This window comes from Niabella sp. ZPM-14 (genome assembly GCF_055693045.2).
The window spans coordinates 4453876-4473712 of sequence record NZ_CM181148.1 but is presented as its reverse complement, the minus strand read 5'-3'; the positions used below and the strand labels follow the sequence as shown (position 1 = coordinate 4473712).

The 19837-nt window shown below is 50.3% G+C and carries 10 protein-coding genes; 8 read left to right on the top strand and 2 right to left on the bottom strand.

The window, feature by feature from the left end; genetic code table 11:
- Window positions 1-20: 20 nt before the first annotated feature.
- The gene (locus ACU37H_RS19010; RefSeq protein ID WP_472706090.1) at window positions 21-3326 is read left to right on the top strand and encodes a DUF5107 domain-containing protein; all 3306 of its coding nucleotides are present in this window, start codon (window positions 21-23) and stop codon (window positions 3324-3326) included.
- Here the strand turns inward: ACU37H_RS19010 and ACU37H_RS19005 are convergent.
- A complete protein-coding gene (locus tag ACU37H_RS19005) occupies window positions 3321-4226 on the bottom strand; it encodes an AraC family transcriptional regulator (protein ID WP_472706088.1) in 906 nt (301 codons plus the stop codon). The genes ACU37H_RS19010 and ACU37H_RS19005 overlap by 6 nt on opposite strands.
- A 172-nt stretch (window positions 4227-4398) precedes the next feature.
- Complete coding sequence (locus ACU37H_RS19000) at window positions 4399-6597, bottom strand: alpha-amylase family protein (RefSeq protein WP_472706086.1); 2199 nt, start codon at window positions 6595-6597, stop codon at window positions 4399-4401.
- Between the two features lie 214 nt (window positions 6598-6811).
- On the opposite strand from ACU37H_RS19000, the gene ACU37H_RS18995 reads away from it, so the two are divergent.
- The 7 genes from ACU37H_RS18995 to ACU37H_RS18965 all read left to right on the top strand — a co-directional run bounded on the left by ACU37H_RS18995 (window position 6812) and on the right by ACU37H_RS18965 (window position 19773).
- Window positions 6812-7828: a GntR family transcriptional regulator gene (locus tag ACU37H_RS18995; protein WP_472706084.1), complete on the top strand. Its 1017-nt coding sequence runs from the start codon at window positions 6812-6814 to the stop codon at window positions 7826-7828.
- A 16-nt stretch (window positions 7829-7844) separates the two neighbouring features.
- Entirely contained in the window at window positions 7845-9431 is a 1587-nt protein-coding gene (locus tag ACU37H_RS18990) for a solute:sodium symporter family transporter (RefSeq protein WP_472706082.1), read from the top strand.
- A 229-nt stretch (window positions 9432-9660) separates the two neighbouring features.
- Entirely contained in the window at window positions 9661-12936 is a 3276-nt protein-coding gene (locus ACU37H_RS18985) for a SusC/RagA family TonB-linked outer membrane protein (protein ID WP_472706081.1), read from the top strand.
- 2 nt (window positions 12937-12938) lie between these two features.
- Entirely contained in the window at window positions 12939-14873 is a 1935-nt protein-coding gene (locus ACU37H_RS18980; RefSeq protein ID WP_472706079.1) for a RagB/SusD family nutrient uptake outer membrane protein, read from the top strand.
- Window positions 14874-14894: 21 nt separating this feature from the next.
- Window positions 14895-16112 (top strand): DUF4959 domain-containing protein, encoded by a 1218-nt coding sequence (locus tag ACU37H_RS18975; RefSeq protein WP_472706077.1) that lies wholly within the window; start codon window positions 14895-14897, stop codon window positions 16110-16112.
- 18 nt (window positions 16113-16130) lie between these two features.
- Window positions 16131-17345: a DUF4998 domain-containing protein gene (locus tag ACU37H_RS18970; protein WP_472706075.1), complete on the top strand. Its 1215-nt coding sequence runs from the start codon at window positions 16131-16133 to the stop codon at window positions 17343-17345.
- A 91-nt stretch (window positions 17346-17436) separates the two neighbouring features.
- Window positions 17437-19773 carry a glycoside hydrolase family 95 protein gene (locus tag ACU37H_RS18965; protein ID WP_472706073.1) on the top strand — a complete coding sequence of 779 codons (2337 nt, stop codon included), beginning with the start codon at window positions 17437-17439 and terminating at the stop codon, window positions 19771-19773.
- Window positions 19774-19837 lie beyond the last annotated feature (64 nt).

Here is a 19837-nt window from a genome sequence, read left to right as displayed (position 1 = left end):
CAATTCCAATACCAACTCATATGCAAGTAAAAGCCTGGGAAGAAAAAGTAACTATTCCCACCTACAAGATCGGACAACCTGACGACAATCCTATGTTTCTTGAAAAACGGGTGTACCAGGGAAGCAGCGGCGTGGTATATCCGTACAAGGTGATCGATAAAGTGTATGATGAAAAAGATAACAAGGAATGGACGGGGTTGTACCTGGAAAACGATTACCTGAAAATACTCATATTACCTGAGTTAGGTGGACGGATCCAGATGGCTGTTGACAAAACCAATGACTATCATTTTGTGTACTACAACCAGGTGATCAAACCGGCGCTGGTCGGCCTCACCGGGCCCTGGATCAGCGGAGGCATTGAATTCAACTGGCCACAACATCACCGGCCGACTACCTTTGATGTGACAGATTATTACATTGCGGAAAACAACGACGGCAGCAAAACCGTTTGGGTCAACGAATATGAGATCATGTTCGGCACCAAATGTGCGCTCGGTTTCACACTCCATCCCGACAAAGCCTACATCGAACTGGAAGCTAAAATATACAACCGGACACCCTTCCCGCAGACCTTTCTGTGGTGGGCCAATCCGGCCGTTCATGTGGATGAGCATTACCAAAGTGTGTTTCCACCTGATGTTCACGCGGTGTTTGATCATGGCAAAAGAGATGTGAGCTCCTTCCCCATCGCAACCGGCACTTACTATAAAGTGGACTATTCGCCGGGCACAGACATATCAGTGTACACCAATATTCCGGTTCCCACTTCTTATATGGCCGTGAACAGCCAGTTTGATTTCGTCGGTGGATACCATCATCAGAAAAAAGCAGGACTGATGCATATCGCAGATCATCATGTCAGTCCCGGGAAAAAGCAATGGACCTGGGGTTGCGGCGACTTTGGGAAAGCCTGGGACAAACAACTGACCGACGAAGACGGACCTTATTTCGAACTAATGTGCGGTGTTTATACAGACAATCAACCGGACTTCGGTTGGATCATGCCCAATGAATCAAGGACGTTCAGGCAGTATTTCATGCCCTATAAAAATATCGGCTATATTAAAAATGCCTCTGTTGACGCGCTCGTTAATCTGGAGAACAAGGATGGTGTTGTTAATATACAAGTGTACAGCACGGCCTCCCGGCAAGTACAGATCAAGTTATACTCGTCGGACGAGCTGGTCTTCCGCGAGATCGCTCACCTCTCTCCCACGACTACCTTTCATCATTCAATACCACTGATAGCAGCGGACAGCCAGTTGAGCCTGCATGTGGAAGATGAAGCAGGAAAGCTGCTGGTGTCTTACACTCCCGTCAGTGCTCAAGATCAGCCGCTGCCCGATCCGGCGTCACCAGTCCCATTGCCCGCAAACATTGAGACGGTAGAAGGCTTGTTCCTGGCGGGCCAGCACCTGGAGCAGTACCGCCACGCTACCTATTCGCCGCTTGATTATTATGATGAAGCATTGAAAAGATCACCTGATGATATCCGGTGCAATAATGCAAAAGGCTTGTGGTTACTGAGACGGGGCGCTTTCTCACAGGCGGAGGTCTATCTCCGGAAAGCGCAGGAGACCGTCACCCGGCACAACCCTAATCCCTGCGACAGCGAACCCCTGTACAATCTGGGCTTGTGCCTGCAATACCAGGAGCAGTACGAAGAAGCATTCAATTGGTTCATGAAAAGCGCGTGGAGCGCGGCACAGCAGGATGTCGCTTACCTGCAGGCGGCTTATATCAGCGCCGTCCGGAAAAACTGGAAAGATGTGGTAAGACTGTCTGAACAATCCATGCTTAAAAATTACCACGGGCTCAAAGCCAGGCATCTCAAAGCAATGGGGCTCCGCCAACTCGGCCAACTTGCCGAAGCCATTGAGCTTTGCCTTCAGACGCTCGCTATCGATCCTTTTGATTTTGCATCCATGTATGAGCTGTCCCTATGCTATCGCCTGCAAGACCGGAAAGATGAAGCCGATGCTTTGGAAAACCGTATCCAGCGCACCATACAACAAAGAAGCAGCACCTATATAGAGATAGCCAACCAGTATGCAAGCGCAGGCGCCTACCAGGAAGCATTGAATTTTGTCCACCTGAACGGAGATTATCCGGATGCGCTCTTCCTGTATTATAAAGGATATTTTGCTTTGCAGCATGGTGATGCGGACCAGGCTACCCTTTATTTTGAAAAAGCTTTCGATCATAACCTGAAGGCCTTCCCCAATCGCATTGAAGATATTAAAGTGCTGGCCGCTGCTGCGTCACATCGTCAACAGGATTATAAAGCCTGGTACTACCTCGGCAACTTTTATTACGCCAAGCGAATGTATGCCGATGCGCGCAAGGCCTGGGAACAGGCGTTGTCGATCAACAGCGGATTTGCTACTGCGCTGCGCAACCTCGGAATCGCTTACTTCAATAAATTCGATAAGAAGGAAGAAGCGCTCGAACTGTATGAGAAAGCATTTCAGGCCAACCCCTCGGACGCGCGTGTGTTACTGGAGCTCGACCAGTTAAGAAAACGCTTTAAAGTGTCGCCTGAAGCGCGCCTGGAGTTATTGCACCAACATCCGCAACTCGTGCGCGAACGGGATGATCTTTTTATTGAATACATCGGCTTACATACTGTAATCGGGAAAGCAGCAGCGGCTTATCGCCTGCTGCTCTCGCACCATTTTCATCCGTGGGAAGGTGGGGAAGGTAAGGTCTCAGCTCAATACAAGATTACCTTGATCGAGCAAGCGAAGGCCGCACTTGAAAAAGGCGGGACGGAACAGGCAATAGACCTGTTGACACAAGCACAAACCTATCCCGACAACCTAGGCGAAGGCAAGATCTTTGGCGCACAGGAGAATGATATTTTTTACTGGCTCGGGTGTGCTCATGAACAAAAAGGCGAACCAGATCTTGCTGTGTCGTACTGGAACAAAGCAGCCGTGGGACTGGATGAACCGACTCCGGCTATTTATTACAACGACCAGCAGCCAGACACCATCTTCTACCAGGGATTAGCACTTCAAAAGCTGGGTGAAGCAACGGCCGCACAACAAAAATTTGAGAAACTCATACAATACGGCATTGCACATGAGCAGGATGATATCACGATCGACTTTTTTGCCGTGTCCTTACCCGACCTGATGATATTTGATGACGATCTGAATACGAGGAACAAGATCCATTGTTACTACCTGATGGGGCTCGGCTATGCCGGACTCCGGCAGGAAGCCGAAGCGCACGCCTGTTTTGAAAAGGTAAAAGCACTGGATCCCGCGCATGTGGGCGCAACGATCCATGCTATAAAGACGGCTCCGGTTGAGTTATAGGAAGCGCTTTCGCTTTCTGTAGCTAAGCGGCGACTCGCCCATATATTTCCGGAACAAACGGGAAAAATAAAACGGGTCTTCCATGCCCAGCTCAAAGGATAATTCCTTAATGGGCATGGCCGTAAATTCCAGGTACTGGCAGGCTTTCTGGATCTTCAGGTGGTTAAAATATTCCAGGGGCGGGTGACCGGTTTTGTTTTTGAACATGGCTGAAAAATGAGACGGCGACATAAAAACCAGCGAGGCCAGGTCTTTCAGTGATACGGAAGACATAATATGTTCTTGCATATATTCGATCACAATGTCGATCTTATTTTTTTCTTCCTTGTAAGGCGGATTTAAAAATTGCGGAAAACAAAACGTGCCCAGGTAACTGGAGAAGATCATATTGCAGTAATACAAGTGATCGATACTATAGCCGGATTCTAAGGTTTGATAAATATCATCAAACAACACGGTTCGTTTTTCATTGTAAGCGGCATAGCCCACGTGATCCGTGCTTTGCTTCAGCAGCAGTTCTACAAAACGATCCGACGCTTCGCCATTAAAATGTGCCCAGTAAATAGACCAGGGCAACTGCTCGTCCGCGCCATACCGATGACGAAGGTGTTTAGGGATCACGAGGTACTCCCCTTCTTTGATATCCACTGTTTTGTCTGCCACGGTAATCCAGCCTTTGCCGCCCGTGCAATAGATCAGTATATGCTGATCCGACCCCTGGTCCCGCTCCCGGTAATGGTATTTCGCGCGGGGATAATAACCAATGTCTGTAATGTAGAGACTGGATAAAAGTTGCTGCGCCTGGCAAACCGTGATCACCTGCCGCGGCAGCACAATCGCTTTCTGTCCTTTAAACCCCTCTTTCTTTTGAATAGCGCCTTCCTGTTTTTTTTCAGCCATAGTCAATGCGGTAATGTATCGTAGAATACTAAAAGTACTTCATTTTGGCCTTACATGAATCACTTGCACAAGGTAGATGCACGCCTGCTTTCATATGATTCGTCTCCTCTGCAAACGGATTTCTCCACCTGAAACCGCTCGGCTTCGCTTCGTCTGCGGTGATGATAAGCGGCTATTGCACTTTCACCAAACGCACCAGCAGCGCATCTTTTGGAGCTACATGGAGCTCGAACGACGCTTCCGCTGCGCTCATCGATCCGATCGGTTGATCGGTAAAAAAGTCACGGATACTATAAGCGCCTTTACCCAATTGTAGGGTCGCTCTTTGGAAGGTATATTGAAAAGGCTTATCCCTGCAGAAGTTCAGAGCAGCTGCGTAGGGCACAGCCCCCGTTTGATAAAAGCATTGTTGCTGATCTTCCGTAAGTCCATCCGACACTTTCAATGGCGTAAACGCTGCAGGATCCCGGAAATATTGGGTTACAAAAGGGTTGTTTAAAAATGTCCTGGCTCTCGCTGCTGCTATTGAGTCTCTTAAATCGGATCCATCTCCCAGGATGCTGCCCATCACGATCATCGTCACCAATCTTACTTTTACATCCTGCTCACTGATATCCTTGTTCTTTTGGAAATGTTGCATCACGGCGATATCCATATTGGTGAATGGCCACAAAGTGCCTTGCATCCAGCCCAGGTGGGAAGACGTGATCATTGAAGCAGCGGTGCTGCCGTAATGAGGAAACCCTTTCTGATCGTTTCTCAAATGGGAATACACATCGGTAGAAAGAAAGCGGGTATGGGCATACTGGTTGGGGAAAGCCGGTGAAATAGCCTGCGTGATGAACACGTCCGGGCCGAGTATAGAATCGATCAGCCCTTTCAGCATCTTCATTCCATACTGATAACCCTGCAAACCCGAACGGATCCTTTTATCATAGCGCCGGGTAGATTCCAGGGCACCTGCTGTGAGGAAATCGATCTTCAAAAAGCGGGCGCCGATTGCTTTTGCTTTTTGCAGCTCACCGATGATCCGCTGGCGCGTAGCCGGGTGCGTAGGATCCAGCGGGAATGCGCCGAATTCGCCGTCTTTATAAACGATGGTAGCGCCATTCGCATCTTTCAAAGTCACGTCCCTGATAAAAGCATCCGTGTATTGCAGCTTGTCCTTATCGACAGAGGACTTCCAGGTCCATACCGCAAACGGAATAAAGTAAAAGCCCAGCTCCTGGCCCTTTTGAGCGCCGTAGGTCCTGATAGCGCTCAGCACTTCTTTTGAATAAATACCCTGGTCATACGAGTCAATACTTAAGTAGACTTTTTTGCCTTTCGAAAAATGTTCCAGCGAAGCCAGGTGATCTGATATTTTATAGACGCCTTCAGGCATCATGCGCTTTTCATAACCGAGCACCCCCTCAACGCCGAAGCTGTTCCAGTAAAAAGGTGCATGCTCCTTCCACTGCAGGAAACCATTTAATTTTTTATTGACGGCGCCGTAAGCCCGGAATGCCTCATGCCGGTTTTTTAATCCGCACAGGAACAGCAGCGGCGAGGAAATGCTGCTGCCTTTCATAGCGCCGTGCGGCACCACGTCATGCGTGCCGTCATTCCCGCCAAACTCGGGTGGCAACTGGCCGTTATCAGGTGTAGCAGCCCCGCCGAACACGGTCAATGTATCTATTCTTCCTGTCTGCCCGGATAATGCATACCGGATGCCGGTTTTCCAGAAATCATGGGTTACCGCACCGATCACGAGGCCTGAGAGCTGCTGCTCATCATACAAAGCTGTGAAGTTGTAGCCCGTCCCGGACCGCTCCTGTGGGTTCATCCAACCGGCGGTCAGTAACTTCGTCCAGTTGTCGTTATCGAAAGGAACATCCAAAACGCGTGGCGCATGGCCCGCCACCTTCACTGCGCTTCCGCCCTGTGCTTCGACGTTCAAAGGGCTGATATAATTGGCTTCCAGCTCTGTTCCCGATGTAGCAATGGCCGACATATTAACGAGAAAGAAGGGTTGTAGCTCATACAGGTGAACAGCTTGTTGTAGCCGAACCGGCATGCCCTGCTGCTCATGTAAAAAGAGGATCTTCTTTCCTTTACCGATGGCGTCTGCAAAGGGTTCTACCTTTATCGAATGCGTGTTGAATTGTTTGCAATGATAAGTGTTCCCCTGCAGGTCTCTCAACACACCTGTTGCGCCTTTTATAAAGCTGCCGTCGGAAAAACTATAGTCGATGGTACCCGACCGCTCATTGAAAGAAAGGGTATAAAACTGTGACGTCACCAATAAACCAGGTTGGGTCTTCCGGATATGCTGGGCGGTAGAAACGCCTGGCATCGCGGCCAGGAACAGAAGAAAGATCAGGTATTTCATGCTGTAGATATCATTGGGTCAAGTAATCGTTGAGGGTTGTCAACACACGCGTCACTAAGGTGATACAAATGAATGAATAGGACCTAGATGATCTGGCGTGTCTGCTGGACAATATGATGCAATATAATAAACCTGGCTATCCTATTAGAATAGGATAGGATAATTTTTATTTTGAAACCAAAGAATTGTTGTTTATTTGCGAACAACTATTGCTATGCAAAAGGTATATGATCATATCCGGAATATGGAGCATGTGCATGGATTGTCCAAACATGAGCAATTCGTCCAGGGTTTCATCAATGCGGTTGACGATAAATCCATCATCAAAGGCGATATGCTGCCCTCTGTGAATAACCTCATCGGCGAACTGGGCTTCGCCAGGGAAACCGTGGCCAAAGGATATAAGGAGTTGATCAGCCGGGGTATTGTCGAATCCAAGAACCGCATTGGCTTTTTCCTCGCCCGCGAGAATACGAGAAACCAGTTGCGGGTAGCACTGATCATATTTGCTTTTGATACCTTCCAGGAAGTTTTTTATAAAACCTTCCGCGACCAATTGGGTAAGCAAACACATATTGATATTTTCTTTCACCACAATAATATCGAAGTATTCGAAAGCATTATCGAACGCGTCAGGGGTAAATACGGTATGTACGTGGTAGCGCCCATCCCTCATAAAAAATCGGGAGCTATCCTCAAAACCCTGCCGATGGATAAGTTCCTGATGATCGACCGGCACGTCCCTGTCAAAGGAGATTTTTCCTACATCACGCAGGAATTCTTCCAGTCTTCTTATGCCGCTTTCGCACAGCTGGCGCCTGCTATCAAAAAGTTCAGGAAGATGATCTACTATCATCGCCCCAATGCAGATACGCCCGTTGAGATACTCGAAGCGTTCCAGAAGTTCGTTACTGACTTCAAGATCAAACACGCCATACTGCCCGAATATTGCAATGGCTCCTTAGAAGCGGGAAATGTGTATTTTACGATTAATAACGCAGAATTGTGGATGATGATCAAAGATGCCAAATCCAAGCACTATCAGTTAGGTACAGATGTCGGCATACTCTCGCATAATGATGAGATCGTAAAGGAGATCATCCTGGATGGCATTACCACCTACTCTACCAGCTTTGAGACCATGGCCCGCAAAGCTGCCGGGTTTGTGCTCGATCGCAAAAAAATACAGGAGATCATTCCTACGGTCCTGATCAGAAGAGGCTCTCTATAACTTTTATACAACTGCTATGTTTATCAGCTTTTTTCTCTTGCTGGCTATTGCCGCCGGGATATCGGTGTATACAACCAGGAAACAAAGCAAGACAACCGTCGGTCATTACCTGGGCAGCCGGAGCCTCAACTTCTGGATGATCGGGTGTTCCCTTTTTCTCACCAACATGAGCGCCAACCAGTTCATCGGGGAAAATGAATTTGTCTACACCACCAACATGTCTGTCATGTGCTGGGGCATGAGCTCCATCCTTGCTATGATCATTGTTTCAGAATTCCTGATGCCGGTCTATCTCAAGATCGGCGCCATGACGACGCCCGATTTCCTGGGCATCCGCTTTGACCGGCAGACGCAGCGCATGGTGTCCATTATCTTCCTGCTCAGCTATATCGTCAATTTAGTGCCCTCTGTTTTGTATGGTTGCGCCGTTGCCATCAATGGGATCTTTCAATTGGATGAAAAACTGGGCATCAGCTATTTCACCTCCATCCGGATACTCGTGGTGTTTATCGGCGCCACAGGGTGCGTTTATGCAGTGTTTGGCGGGCTCAAAGCCATTACCATCAATGATATTGTTCAGGGTGTGGGCATGGTAGCCGGTGCTGTATTGATCATCTGGCTCGGTCTCCGCTACCTCGGCGATGGCAGCGTGGTAGCGGGCGGTACACGGCTGCTTGCACATAACAAAGATCATCTGAATGCGATCGGAGATGCGCAGGCACCAATCCCCTTCGGTACGCTGTTTACCGGCATGCTGCTGATCAACATTTATTACTGGGGCATGGAACAGTATATTGTACAGGAAGCCCTGGGCGCAAAAAACCTGGCCGAAAGCCAGAAAGGCATTTCACTGGCCTGCGTGGGCAAGCTGATCGCGCCGCTGTTGTTAAACGTGCCGGGATTGATCGCGCTTCAGTTATATCCGGGTATTGAAAATACCACAGGAGTCTTTCCAAAAATGGTCAGCGGCACCCTGCCCCCGGTGATGGCAGGGTTTATCGCCGCCATTGTTTTCGGGGGAGCACTGAGTACGTTCAACGCCGGACTGAACAGCATCGGCACGCTCTTCACCATGAATATTTACAAGCCCTACCTGCAGGCAAAAGGAACCTCGCCGGACGACCGCAATCTTGTCAAAAAAGGACGCAGGTTCCAGGTGATCGTTACCGCAGCCGCCATTCTGGTGTCGCCCTATATTATGTTTTTCAGCGGCGGATTTTATAGCTATCTGCAGAAAGTATCCAGCTACTTTAGCGTGCCCGTATTCACGATCATGATCATGGGATTACTAACGCGCAAAGTGCCGCCCGTTGCGGCCAAAGCCGGGTTATTATTTTTTGTCACAGCCTATGTCCTTACGCAGTTTGTGTATCCCGTCCCTTTTCATTACCTGCATGTATTAGGCATCCTGTTCCTCGTCACTGCACTCTTGATGCTGGTGATCGGGTATTTCCGTCCCATGAAAACAAAATTCCAGATCGACATACGCTCGAAGATCAATATTGAACCCTGGCGCGGCCGCTACGTCTATTATGCGCTGCTGCTGATCATGATGGTGGGTATGTTCGTACTGTTTTCGCCCATCGGATTGGCAAAAACCTGATGTGCCAGGCTCGCAAAGGTCCATTCCGGTTGCGTCATTTTGTGCAGGGTTTTCATAAAAACGTCTATTGATCCTGACCACTCCCCCATCTACCTTAGCAGTAACCAAATTTTTTTTGGTGGTTTCGAAAATTCTGTTACTTTTGGAATAGTATAGAATAGTATAGATTAACGATTACTTGTACAGCCCGTTTGAGAGATCTCATTACCTTACTTTTTAATTGCTTAAAATGATTAAACGATTGTGTTGTTTTTCTCGCGTGGAAGAAAGGCATCTGCTGCGCCCGCTCTTCCTGTCATTGCTCTTTTTACTGCTGTTTGGTGCCGCGCAGGCACAATCAGTTGCCGTGATCGGAACCATTCGTGACACGAGCGGACGCCTGATGGACGGCGTGAGTGTCACGGCCATCAACAAAGAAAAGATCGGTACTTCTTCTGATAAGAACGGCCGTTTTATTCTGGAAGCAGCAGCCGGTGACTCGCTGCGCTTTTCCTTTGTCGGCTACCAGGATCAGAAGGTACTGGTTACCGACCCCATGCCCGAACTGGAGATCATCATGACGCCGGCGATAGTAGATGCCGGAGATGTCGTGGTAGTAACGGCGTTTGGTCGCAAAGAACGGAAAGAAGCCCTGGTAGGCTCCGTGACCAGTATTCAGCCGGAAGAGCTGAAGATACCGGCCAGCAACCTCACTACGGCCATGGCCGGACAAATTGCGGGTATGATTGCCTACCAGCGAAGCGGACAGCCGGGGCAGGACAACGCTTCCTTTTTCATACGCGGTGTTACCACCTTCGGGTACAAACAGGATCCGCTGATCCTGATCGATAACGTAGAGCTGACGGCTAATGACCTGGCCCGCCTGCAGGTGGATGATATCGCGAGCTTCTCCATTTTAAAAGATGCAAGCGCCACTGCTCTGTATGGCGCACGGGGCGCTAACGGTGTGATCCTGGTAAGTACCAAAGAAGGCAGAGAAGGGAAAGCCAAAGTGAATTTCAGATCTGAATATTCTTCGTCTCAGGCCACGCAGACCTTGCAGCTCGTAGACCCGATCAAGTACATGCAACTCTTCAACGAAGCTACCCTGACCAGGGACCCAAGTTCAGCCACGCCCTTCACTCCTACTAAAATTCAGAATACCATCGACGCCATGAACGGCGTGCCCGGCAGCAATCCTTATGTGTATCCTGCGGTCGACTGGCTCGACCTGCTCTTTAAAAAACGCGCTACCACACAGCGGAACAATCTCAGCATCAATGGAGGCGGAAAAGTAGCCAAATACTATGTAGCGGGTTCTTACAATATTGACAATGGTGTACTGAAAACAGATATCCGGAACAACAATGATAACAACGTCAAATTTCAAAACTATCAGCTGCGGTCGAACGTCAACATCAACCTGACCAGTTCCACGGAGATGATCGTTCGCCTGTCCGGCAATTTCAGCGAGTATAACGGACCGATCACGACAGACGGCTCCTTCGCCTCTGACTTATATAATATTGCCGTGCATACCAGCCCGGTGCTGTTCCCTGCATTTTATGAGCCCGATGCCGCCAACGCCAATACCCAGCATATCCTTTTCGGAAACGTAGGCATCGGCGATGCAGGTATTTCCAATAACAGTATACAATACAATAACCCTTATGCGGCCTTGCTTCGCGGACACAAGAACTCTTCGGAATCCCGCATTTCCGCGCAGTTTGAAGTCAACCAGAATTTTGATTTCATCACCAAGGGGTTGAGATTCCGCGGGATCTTTAACACGAACCGGTATTCTTTCTTCGCATCTCAGAATGCCTATTCGCCTTTTTATTACAACATCGCGACTTACGACAAAACGTCGAACGAATATTCGCTGGTCTGGCTCAACCCGCAGCCAGTGGGTAACAACGTGGCAACAGAGTATTTGCAATACAGCCGCGACGAGCCGAAGACCAATACGTTTGTGTACCTGCAGGGTAACCTCGAATACAACCGGTCCTTCGGCGAGCACACCATCAGCAGTACGGCCATTGCCACCCGGCAGCAGAGCATCTATTCCGATGCTGACTATTTCATCGGGTCGTCCAACAACAGCCCGCTGCAAAAGTCGCTGCCTTACCGCAACTTCGGCCTGGCGGGCCGGCTCACGTATTCATTTGCCCGCAAGTATTTCGTAGAAGGTAATTTCGGTTACAATGGTTCCGAGCGGTTCTCCGCCAATCACCGGTATGGCTTCTTTCCTACCATTGGTGCTTCATGGGTCGTGTCCAACGAAAAATTCTGGAACGGTGGCATCTCTGAAGTGCTGACCCGGTTGAAATTAAGAGCCAGTCATGGATTGGTCGGGAACGACGCCATTGGCAGCCAACGCTTTTATTACCTGTCTGATGTAGTGTTGAATGACGGGAACAACTACGCACAGTTCGGGACCAACAACCAATATGAACGCAAAGGCGTGGTGATCCGGAACTACGAAAACCTCGATGTAACATGGGAAACGTCCAGGCAGACCAACTTCGCGGCGGAGTTCACGTTGTTCAAAAACTTCAATTTCATAGCCGAGTATTATAAGAATCACCGCTACAATATCCTGCAGGCACGCGCCAGCGTTCCGTCCACTATGGGCCTGGAATCGCAGATCAGCGCCAACCTCGGAGAAGTGGAGTCGCAGGGTGTAGACCTGTCGCTCGACTACAAGCAGAATTTCAACAGCGGCTTGTGGCTGCAATCGCGCGCCAACTTTACGTATTCTACCAACAAGTACACGAAGAAGGAAGAGCCCAGCTATAATGAACCCTGGAGATACCAGGTGGGCCAGCCCATCAACCGTTATTGGGGTTACCTGGCAGAAAGATTGTTCGTAGATGATATTGAAGCCGCCAATGCACCCATTCAAAGCTTCAGCACCAACGGCAGGTTACCCCAGGGTGGCGACATCAAGTATAAAGACCTCAATGAAGACGGGCGGATAGACTACCTCGATCAGACCTTTATCGGTTATCCTACGGTACCTGAGATCGTATACGGGTTTGGTATTTCCAGCGGCTACAAAGGCTTCGATCTCTCCGCTTTCTTCCAGGGACAAGCACGGGTGTCATTCTTCGTGGATCCGCAACGCGTGAGCCCCTTCATCCAGAGCCCTGATCCTTACATCTATGGCAATACGCAGGTGATCCGGGAATTTGCTGATGATCACTGGACCGAAGCCAATCAAAACACATACGCCACTTATCCAAGGCTGGGCACCAGCAGGAACGTGATCGAGAACAACCTCCAGAACAGTACCTGGTGGCTGAGAAACGGAGCTTTCCTCAGAGTCAAATCGGTCGAGCTGGGCTACACCCTGCCGGTGAGCTTTACTAAAAAAGCCTGGATCTCCAATGCGCGCATCTACCTGAACGGTCTGAACCTGTTTACGTGGAGCGCCTTTAAAACCTGGGATCCCGAACAAGGTGGCAACGGCTTTGCCTACCCGATTCAAAAAGTGTACAACATTGGTATCAATCTAAACTTATAATCATGAGCCCGGAGAAATATATAAAACAAATCACTGCCTGGCTACTGGCCGGAACCCTCATCGTTTCCTACGCGTCCTGCAAAAAATATCTCGACATCGTTCCGGATAATGTAGGCACGCTCGACTATGCATTCAGAAATAAAAACGAAGCAGAGAACTACCTGTTCGCGTGTTACTCTACCATGCAGCGGCAATACAACGTCATTGTCAATCCTGGGTTCACCCTGGCAGCAGAGATCCTCTACCCTACCGACCCCAACGGGTTTGGCGCCCTGAACGAAGCCAGCTTCAGCCTGATCAAAGGACTTCAGACACCGTCCAATCCGCTGATCAATTACTGGGATGGAGAAGGCGGTGCAGAACCGATGTACCAGGCAATCAGGAGATGCAATATCATGCTGGAAAATATCGACAAGCCAATCGACCTGGATGCACAGACCAAGAGCCGGTGGGTAGCAGAAACTAAATTCCTGAAAGCCTATTATCATTATATCCTGTTGCGGATGTATGGCCCCATTCCATTGATCAAGGAAAACCTGCCGATCAACGCTTCTGCTGAAGAGGCCAAGATCAAAAGGGCCACGCTTGATGAATCCTTTGATTATGTGCTGGCACTGCTGGACGAAGCGATTCCCGGCCTGCCTCCGTCGATACAGAACCGTGCGCAGGAACTGGGCAGGATCACGAAGGTGATTGCTATGTCTTTCAAAGCCGAGATCCTCGCTACCCGCGCCAGTCCTTTATTCAATGGCAATCCCGAATATGCGGGCTTCAAAGACAAAGACGGCAGAAACCTGTTCACACAATCTTACGATGCCTCTAAATGGGAAACCGCCGCCAATGCTGCGCTGGCCGCTATTGAAGAAGCTGAGAGCGTGGGTATCCAGCTCCATAACAATTTCATACCCACCGGTGGTCTGAACAACCTGACTGACAAACAGCGGTTGGAAATGAAATTGCAAACCGTGGTCACTGAAAAATGGGAAAACAACCTGGAAGTCATCTGGGCCATCAACTATGGCTTCAACTACCAGAATTATGTGATCCCCCGCATGACCGACAAATCAGTAGCGAGCGCCAACTCCAACCCGGCCAGTTTTTCCGTACCGATCGCCACGACCGACCTGTTCTATTCCATGAATGGCGTGCCGATCAATGAAGACCCGGCATTTGATTATACCAACCGGTATAGCACACAGGCCGGCGACGATGCCCACAAGGATCATATCAAATTAGGCTACGAAACTGCGAAGCTCAACTTTAACCGCGAACCGAGGTTCTATGCCAGCCTGGGCTTTGATGGCGGCATCTGGCAGGGCAACGGCGTGAACGACGCCTCTACTGCCCGTCACGTGCAGGGTCGCGGGCCAACAGCATTGGCAGGCCCGAAAAGCATCGGCTCCACCAACATCACCGGTTACTGGCCCAAGAAGCTGGCCAACTACCTGACGGTGTATGATGAGACCTTTCAGACCGAGAACTATCGCATGGCGGTCATCCGGCTCGCCGCACTCTACCTGCTGTATGCCGAAACGCTCAACGAGGCCAGCGGACCTTCTGCCACGGTCTATGAATACATTGACCGGGTGCGCGAAAGAGCAGGACTTAACGGCGTGGTAGAATCGTGGCAGCAACACTCCCGCAACCCGGGCAAACCACTGACCAAAGAAGGACTGCGCCAGATCATCCACCAGGAAAGAAGGATCGAGCTTTGCTTTGAAGCGCAGAGCGGATGGGATCTGCGGAGATGGAAAGAGCTGCAGGACGTACTGAGCAGACCGCTGCAGGGATGGAACGTATATGAAGAAACCCCGGTAAATTATTACCAGCCCAAAACCGTACTCATCCCGGTGTTTGGACAAAAGAATTATCTCTGGCCGATCAAGACCGACGCTATTATCGTCAATAACAACTTAACCCAAAACCCCTATTGGTAATAATTGCTAAAAAGAAAGTTTATGTACACAAAACATTCCATCTATATACCGGCCTTCCTAAGCCTGTTGCTGGTCTTCGGCTTGTCGGCCTGCCAGAAATCCGCTTCCGTCAACGAGCCGGTGTCCACCGACCCAACGAAGCCCGATCCCGTGACCAACATCAGGGTCGAGAACTTCAATGGCGGTGCGAACATAATCTATACGCTTCCCAACTCGGCCAACCTCCTGTACGTACTCGGCGAATACGAGATCAGCGACAACAAGCCGCGGCAGACAAAGGCCAGCTACTACACGGACACGTTGAAAGTGGATGGCTTCGCAGAAAGTAAAGAATACGAGGTCACGTTGTATACGGTTAGCCGTGCGGAAATCAAATCCGACCCGGTTAAGGTAAAGATCAATCCGCTGACGCCCAAGTTTGAGCTGGTCAACAGCCAGCTTGAGCTGACGCCCGATTTTGGTGGTGTGAATATCAGCGGGCCTAATACCTACCGGGCGCCGCTGTCCATGCACATCGTCTTCTTCAACACCGCCACCAATCGCTTTGAGGAACGGGATCCGGTGAATGTATCTACCCAAAACATCAATTTTTCTGTAAGAGGTTTTGAAGCCACTTCCACGCAGTTTGGTGTATACACCACGGATCAGTTCGGTAACAAATCCGATACCGTGTTCAAGACACTCACACCGCTGTTCGAAACAGCGCTCGATTACACCAAGTACTACGAGTACCGGTTGCCCAGCGATGCGCCTATCGGCTATGGCTGGGACCTGCGCTATTTCTTCGACGGAAAGACCACCGACCCCGGATGGCACACGCTTACCGCGCCTGTAACGCAAGCAACCTGGGGACTGGGCGTACAGGCCAAGCTGAGCCGCTTCCGGCTGTATCTCAGGCTGAGCGCGGGTTTCGGGTATCAGAATCCTAAAGTATTTACTATCTGGGGATCTGATAAAACCAACCCCACAGATATTGCGCTGCCTAACGCCGCCGTCTTTGGAGAGACCCGTGGCGACTGGACCAGCATGGGCACCTTCACCTATCCTAACCCTCCTTCCGGATTGCCACCCAACCAGGCCAACAGCCAGGACCTGCAATTCATGGCAGACGGTGTCGACTTCAATGTGCCTATTGACGCCATCTCCACCCGGTTTATCCGCTTTGTCGTGAACCAGACCTGGGGCGGTGTACAATACACCAATGCAATGGAGATCACCTTATACGGAAGCCCTCAATAATTATTTAAACTGATTGACATGAAATATCAAAGTTTTTTCAAAATATGCCTGCTCATCGTGATTGCCATCAGTTGTAAAAGGTATGATAACGATTACCTCAAATATTTTGACGGCAAAGAATCCGTGTACCCCGGCCTCACTAAAAACCTGTCCTACCGGGCAGGCAACCTGAGAACGGTATTGATCTGGAACCCGAGCCCCGACCCGAGCATCGTGAAATACGTGGTTACCTGGAACGGCAACCGCGATTCGATTGTGGTACCCGCAACCTCTCACAATCCCGAGGACACCGTCAGCGTAGTGGTACCCAACCTCAGCGAATACGTGTATTCCTTTACCGTCCGTTCTTACGATGACAAGGGCAATCGGTCTATCGGCCAGGAGATCAACAACGTGAGAGTCTATGGCAACGCTTACCGGAATACGCTGCTGAACAGGAACATCAACACAGCTAATCCTTATGTGTACGGGGATGATGGCGTGCTGACACTCAACTTCGCTAAAGCAGACTCCAGCAATATCGCAACGATCATCACTTACACGAACACCTCGAACACCACCGAACAAAAGGTGCTGCTGCGGGATGCCGGGGAGATAACGATCTCCAACTACAAGGCCGGATCTGCCATCACCTACCGCTCAACTTATAAACCGGAGTCAACCGCGGCCGATACTTTCATGACCACGGCTGCTGACGACTTCCCGGCCATTTATCGCTACGTAGTCTGCGACAAAAGCAAGTTCAGCCCCTTATCTTTATACGGTGACGGACAGCCCTGGGATAACTCTTACTGGACCTCTTTATGGCAATTGTTTGACGGAGCCACGGCGCCGCAAGGCTGGCAGGATTGCTTCCACAGCAACGATGCCAAAACCTTACCTTATCCCCTGAGCTTTGATATGGGCGCGACCTACAGCCATTTATCGCATGTGGAGCTGATCGGCCGCGACTGTTGCCACAACCCCATCGAGTATGAGATCTGGGGTTCCAACAGTCCTTCGGTACCGAACGTAGAAGGCAACGATCCGAACTGGAAAACGCAGATGGCGGCCAGTGGATGGACCCTGCTTCAATCGGTCAACCGCGCCGATGATGGCAAGGCTCCACTCAAATCCGCCCTGATCGCCAATCCGCCTGCCGTGCGGTATATCAGGCTTCTGATCAAAAAAGTGGCCAGCGGAGAATCCAGGTACAGCAACCTGACGCAGGTCACTTTCTGGAATCGTGAATAAACAATGATGTATACCACGCACTGTCGCTGGCATCAGCGGCGGCAGCGCTTCTATCATCCAATATTTTAGCAGTTAAAACAGGTTGTATATAATGACAGGAAAAAGAATCGGTATTATTATTTTAAGTGTATGGCTGGCTCAGGCAGCCCCGGGACAATCACGCGCTCCGCTCCAGTTATGGTATGATGAACCCGCAGCCGCCTGGGAGGCCACATTACCGCTGGGCAATGGCCGTTTGGGCATGATGCCTGATGGAGGGGTTTCAAAAGAAACTGTCGTGTTAAATGATATTACCTTATGGTCAGGTTCTGAACAAGACGCAAATAATTACGAAGCACATCAATACCTGCCGCAGATACGACAACTGCTCATCGCCGGGAAAAATGATCAAGCCCAGGATCTGATCAATCAACATTTCATCTGCAAAGGACCCGGCTCGGGCGGTAAGCAATGGGGCTGCTTCCAGGTGTTGGGCAATCTCGATATCCAATACAAGTATGCGGGCGCCACGCCGGCGCCTACGGCCTACCGGCGAACGCTCGACCTGAACCAGGCGGTTGCCAGCACTTCTTTCACGGTGAATGGCGTGACCTATTCCAGGGAATACTTTACGAGCTTTGGTACGGATGTCGGCATCATCAAACTTACCAGCAGCAAGCCCGGCGCGCTCAACTTTACGCTTTCTTTATCAAGACCTGAACGCTTCGAAACCGAAGCTAAAAACGGTACGATCGAGATGCGGGGGCAACTGGATAACGGGACCGATGGAAAAGGCATGCAATACATGGCGGCCGTTTCTGCAAAGCTGTCCGGAGGTGGCACTGTGAGCACCGGCAACAAAGAACTATCCGTAAAAAACGCAACGACGGTTTATCTCTATATCTCCATGGGCACCAGCTACAAACAGCCGGGCACAGGCTTTGAAAAGAACGTGGTAGAGCTGCTTCGTAAAGGCATGAGCAATGCTTACGAGGTGGAGAAAAAAACACATATTAGCCGCTTTCAGCGATTATTCAATCGCTTCCAGGTAGACCTGGGCACCGGGAAAAACAGCGGACTCCCCACGGATGAAAGACTGGATCTGTTTTATAAAAATCCGCAGGACGATAACGCGCTGCCCGCGCTGCACCTGCAATACGGCCGCTACCTCAGCATCAGCAGCACCCGCGTAGGACTGTTGCCGCCTAACCTGCAGGGACTTTGGGCCAACCAGGTACAGACGCCGTGGAACGGTGACTATCACCTGGACATTAACGTCGAAATGAACCACTGGCACCTGGAATCGGCCAACCTTTCAGAGCTCAATCTTCCGTTAGCCGAACTGGTCAAAGGACTGGTGCCCAACGGACAGAAGACGGCAAAGGCCTACTACAACGCCAACGGCTGGATCGCCCATGTGATCACGAATATCTGGGGCTTTACCGAGCCCGGCGAAAGTGCATCCTGGGGCATCGCCAACTCCGGCTCCGGCTGGCTTTGCGACAATCTTTGGGCGCATTATGCCTACACCAAAGACCGCAACTACCTAAAAGACATCTACCCCGTGTTAAAAGGCTCTGCACAGTTCTACAGCGATGCCCTGGTGCGTGATCCGAAGACTCAGTGGCTGGTGACCGCCCCTTCCGTATCGCCTGAAAACTCTTTCTTTTTAAACGGCAGGCATGTGAATGTTTGCATGGGGCCTACCATTGACAACCAGATCACACGGGAACTTTTTACGCATGTAATCGAAGCGTCTGAAGTCCTCGGTGTAGACATAGCGTTCAGGAAACAGTTGAAGGAACAATTGCAGCAGCTGCCGCCGGCCGGGCGCATAGCCAGTGATGGCAGGATTATGGAGTGGCTGGAAGAGTATAAAGAGACTGACCCGCAACACCGCCATATATCGCACTTGTGGGGATTGTATCCGGGATCATTGATCACGCCCACCAAAACGCCCGAGCTGGTAGAAGCCGCACGGAAAACCCTGGAAGTAAGAGGTGATGACGGTCCCAGCTGGGCCATTACCCACAAGCAACTTTTCTGGGCGCGCCTGCACGATGGTGAGCGGACCTTTAAATTGCTGAAAGAAGCACTGCGGCCGACCCTGAAGACGGACATCAATTATGGTGCAGGCGGAGGCGTATACCCCAACATGCTTTCTGCCGGGCCTCCCTTCCAGATCGATGGTAATTTCGGAGCGGCTGCGGCGATCATCGAAATGTTGCTGCAAAGCCACGATGGATATATTGATCTGTTGCCCGCGATCCCTGCCATCTGGAAGAAAGCCGGATCGGTGAAAGGTGTGAAAGCGCGAAACAATATCACGGTGGATATGGAATGGAAAGACGGCAAAGTGACGCGCTACCGCTTGTACGCCCCTGCCCGGCAACAGGTTCAGCTGAAAGTAAATGGTCGCATGCTGACCGCCACGACGACAACCCGGTAATGGGTGCGCTAAAACAATACATGGGGCGCATGCATTGACACACACTACTCATCTACAACATTAA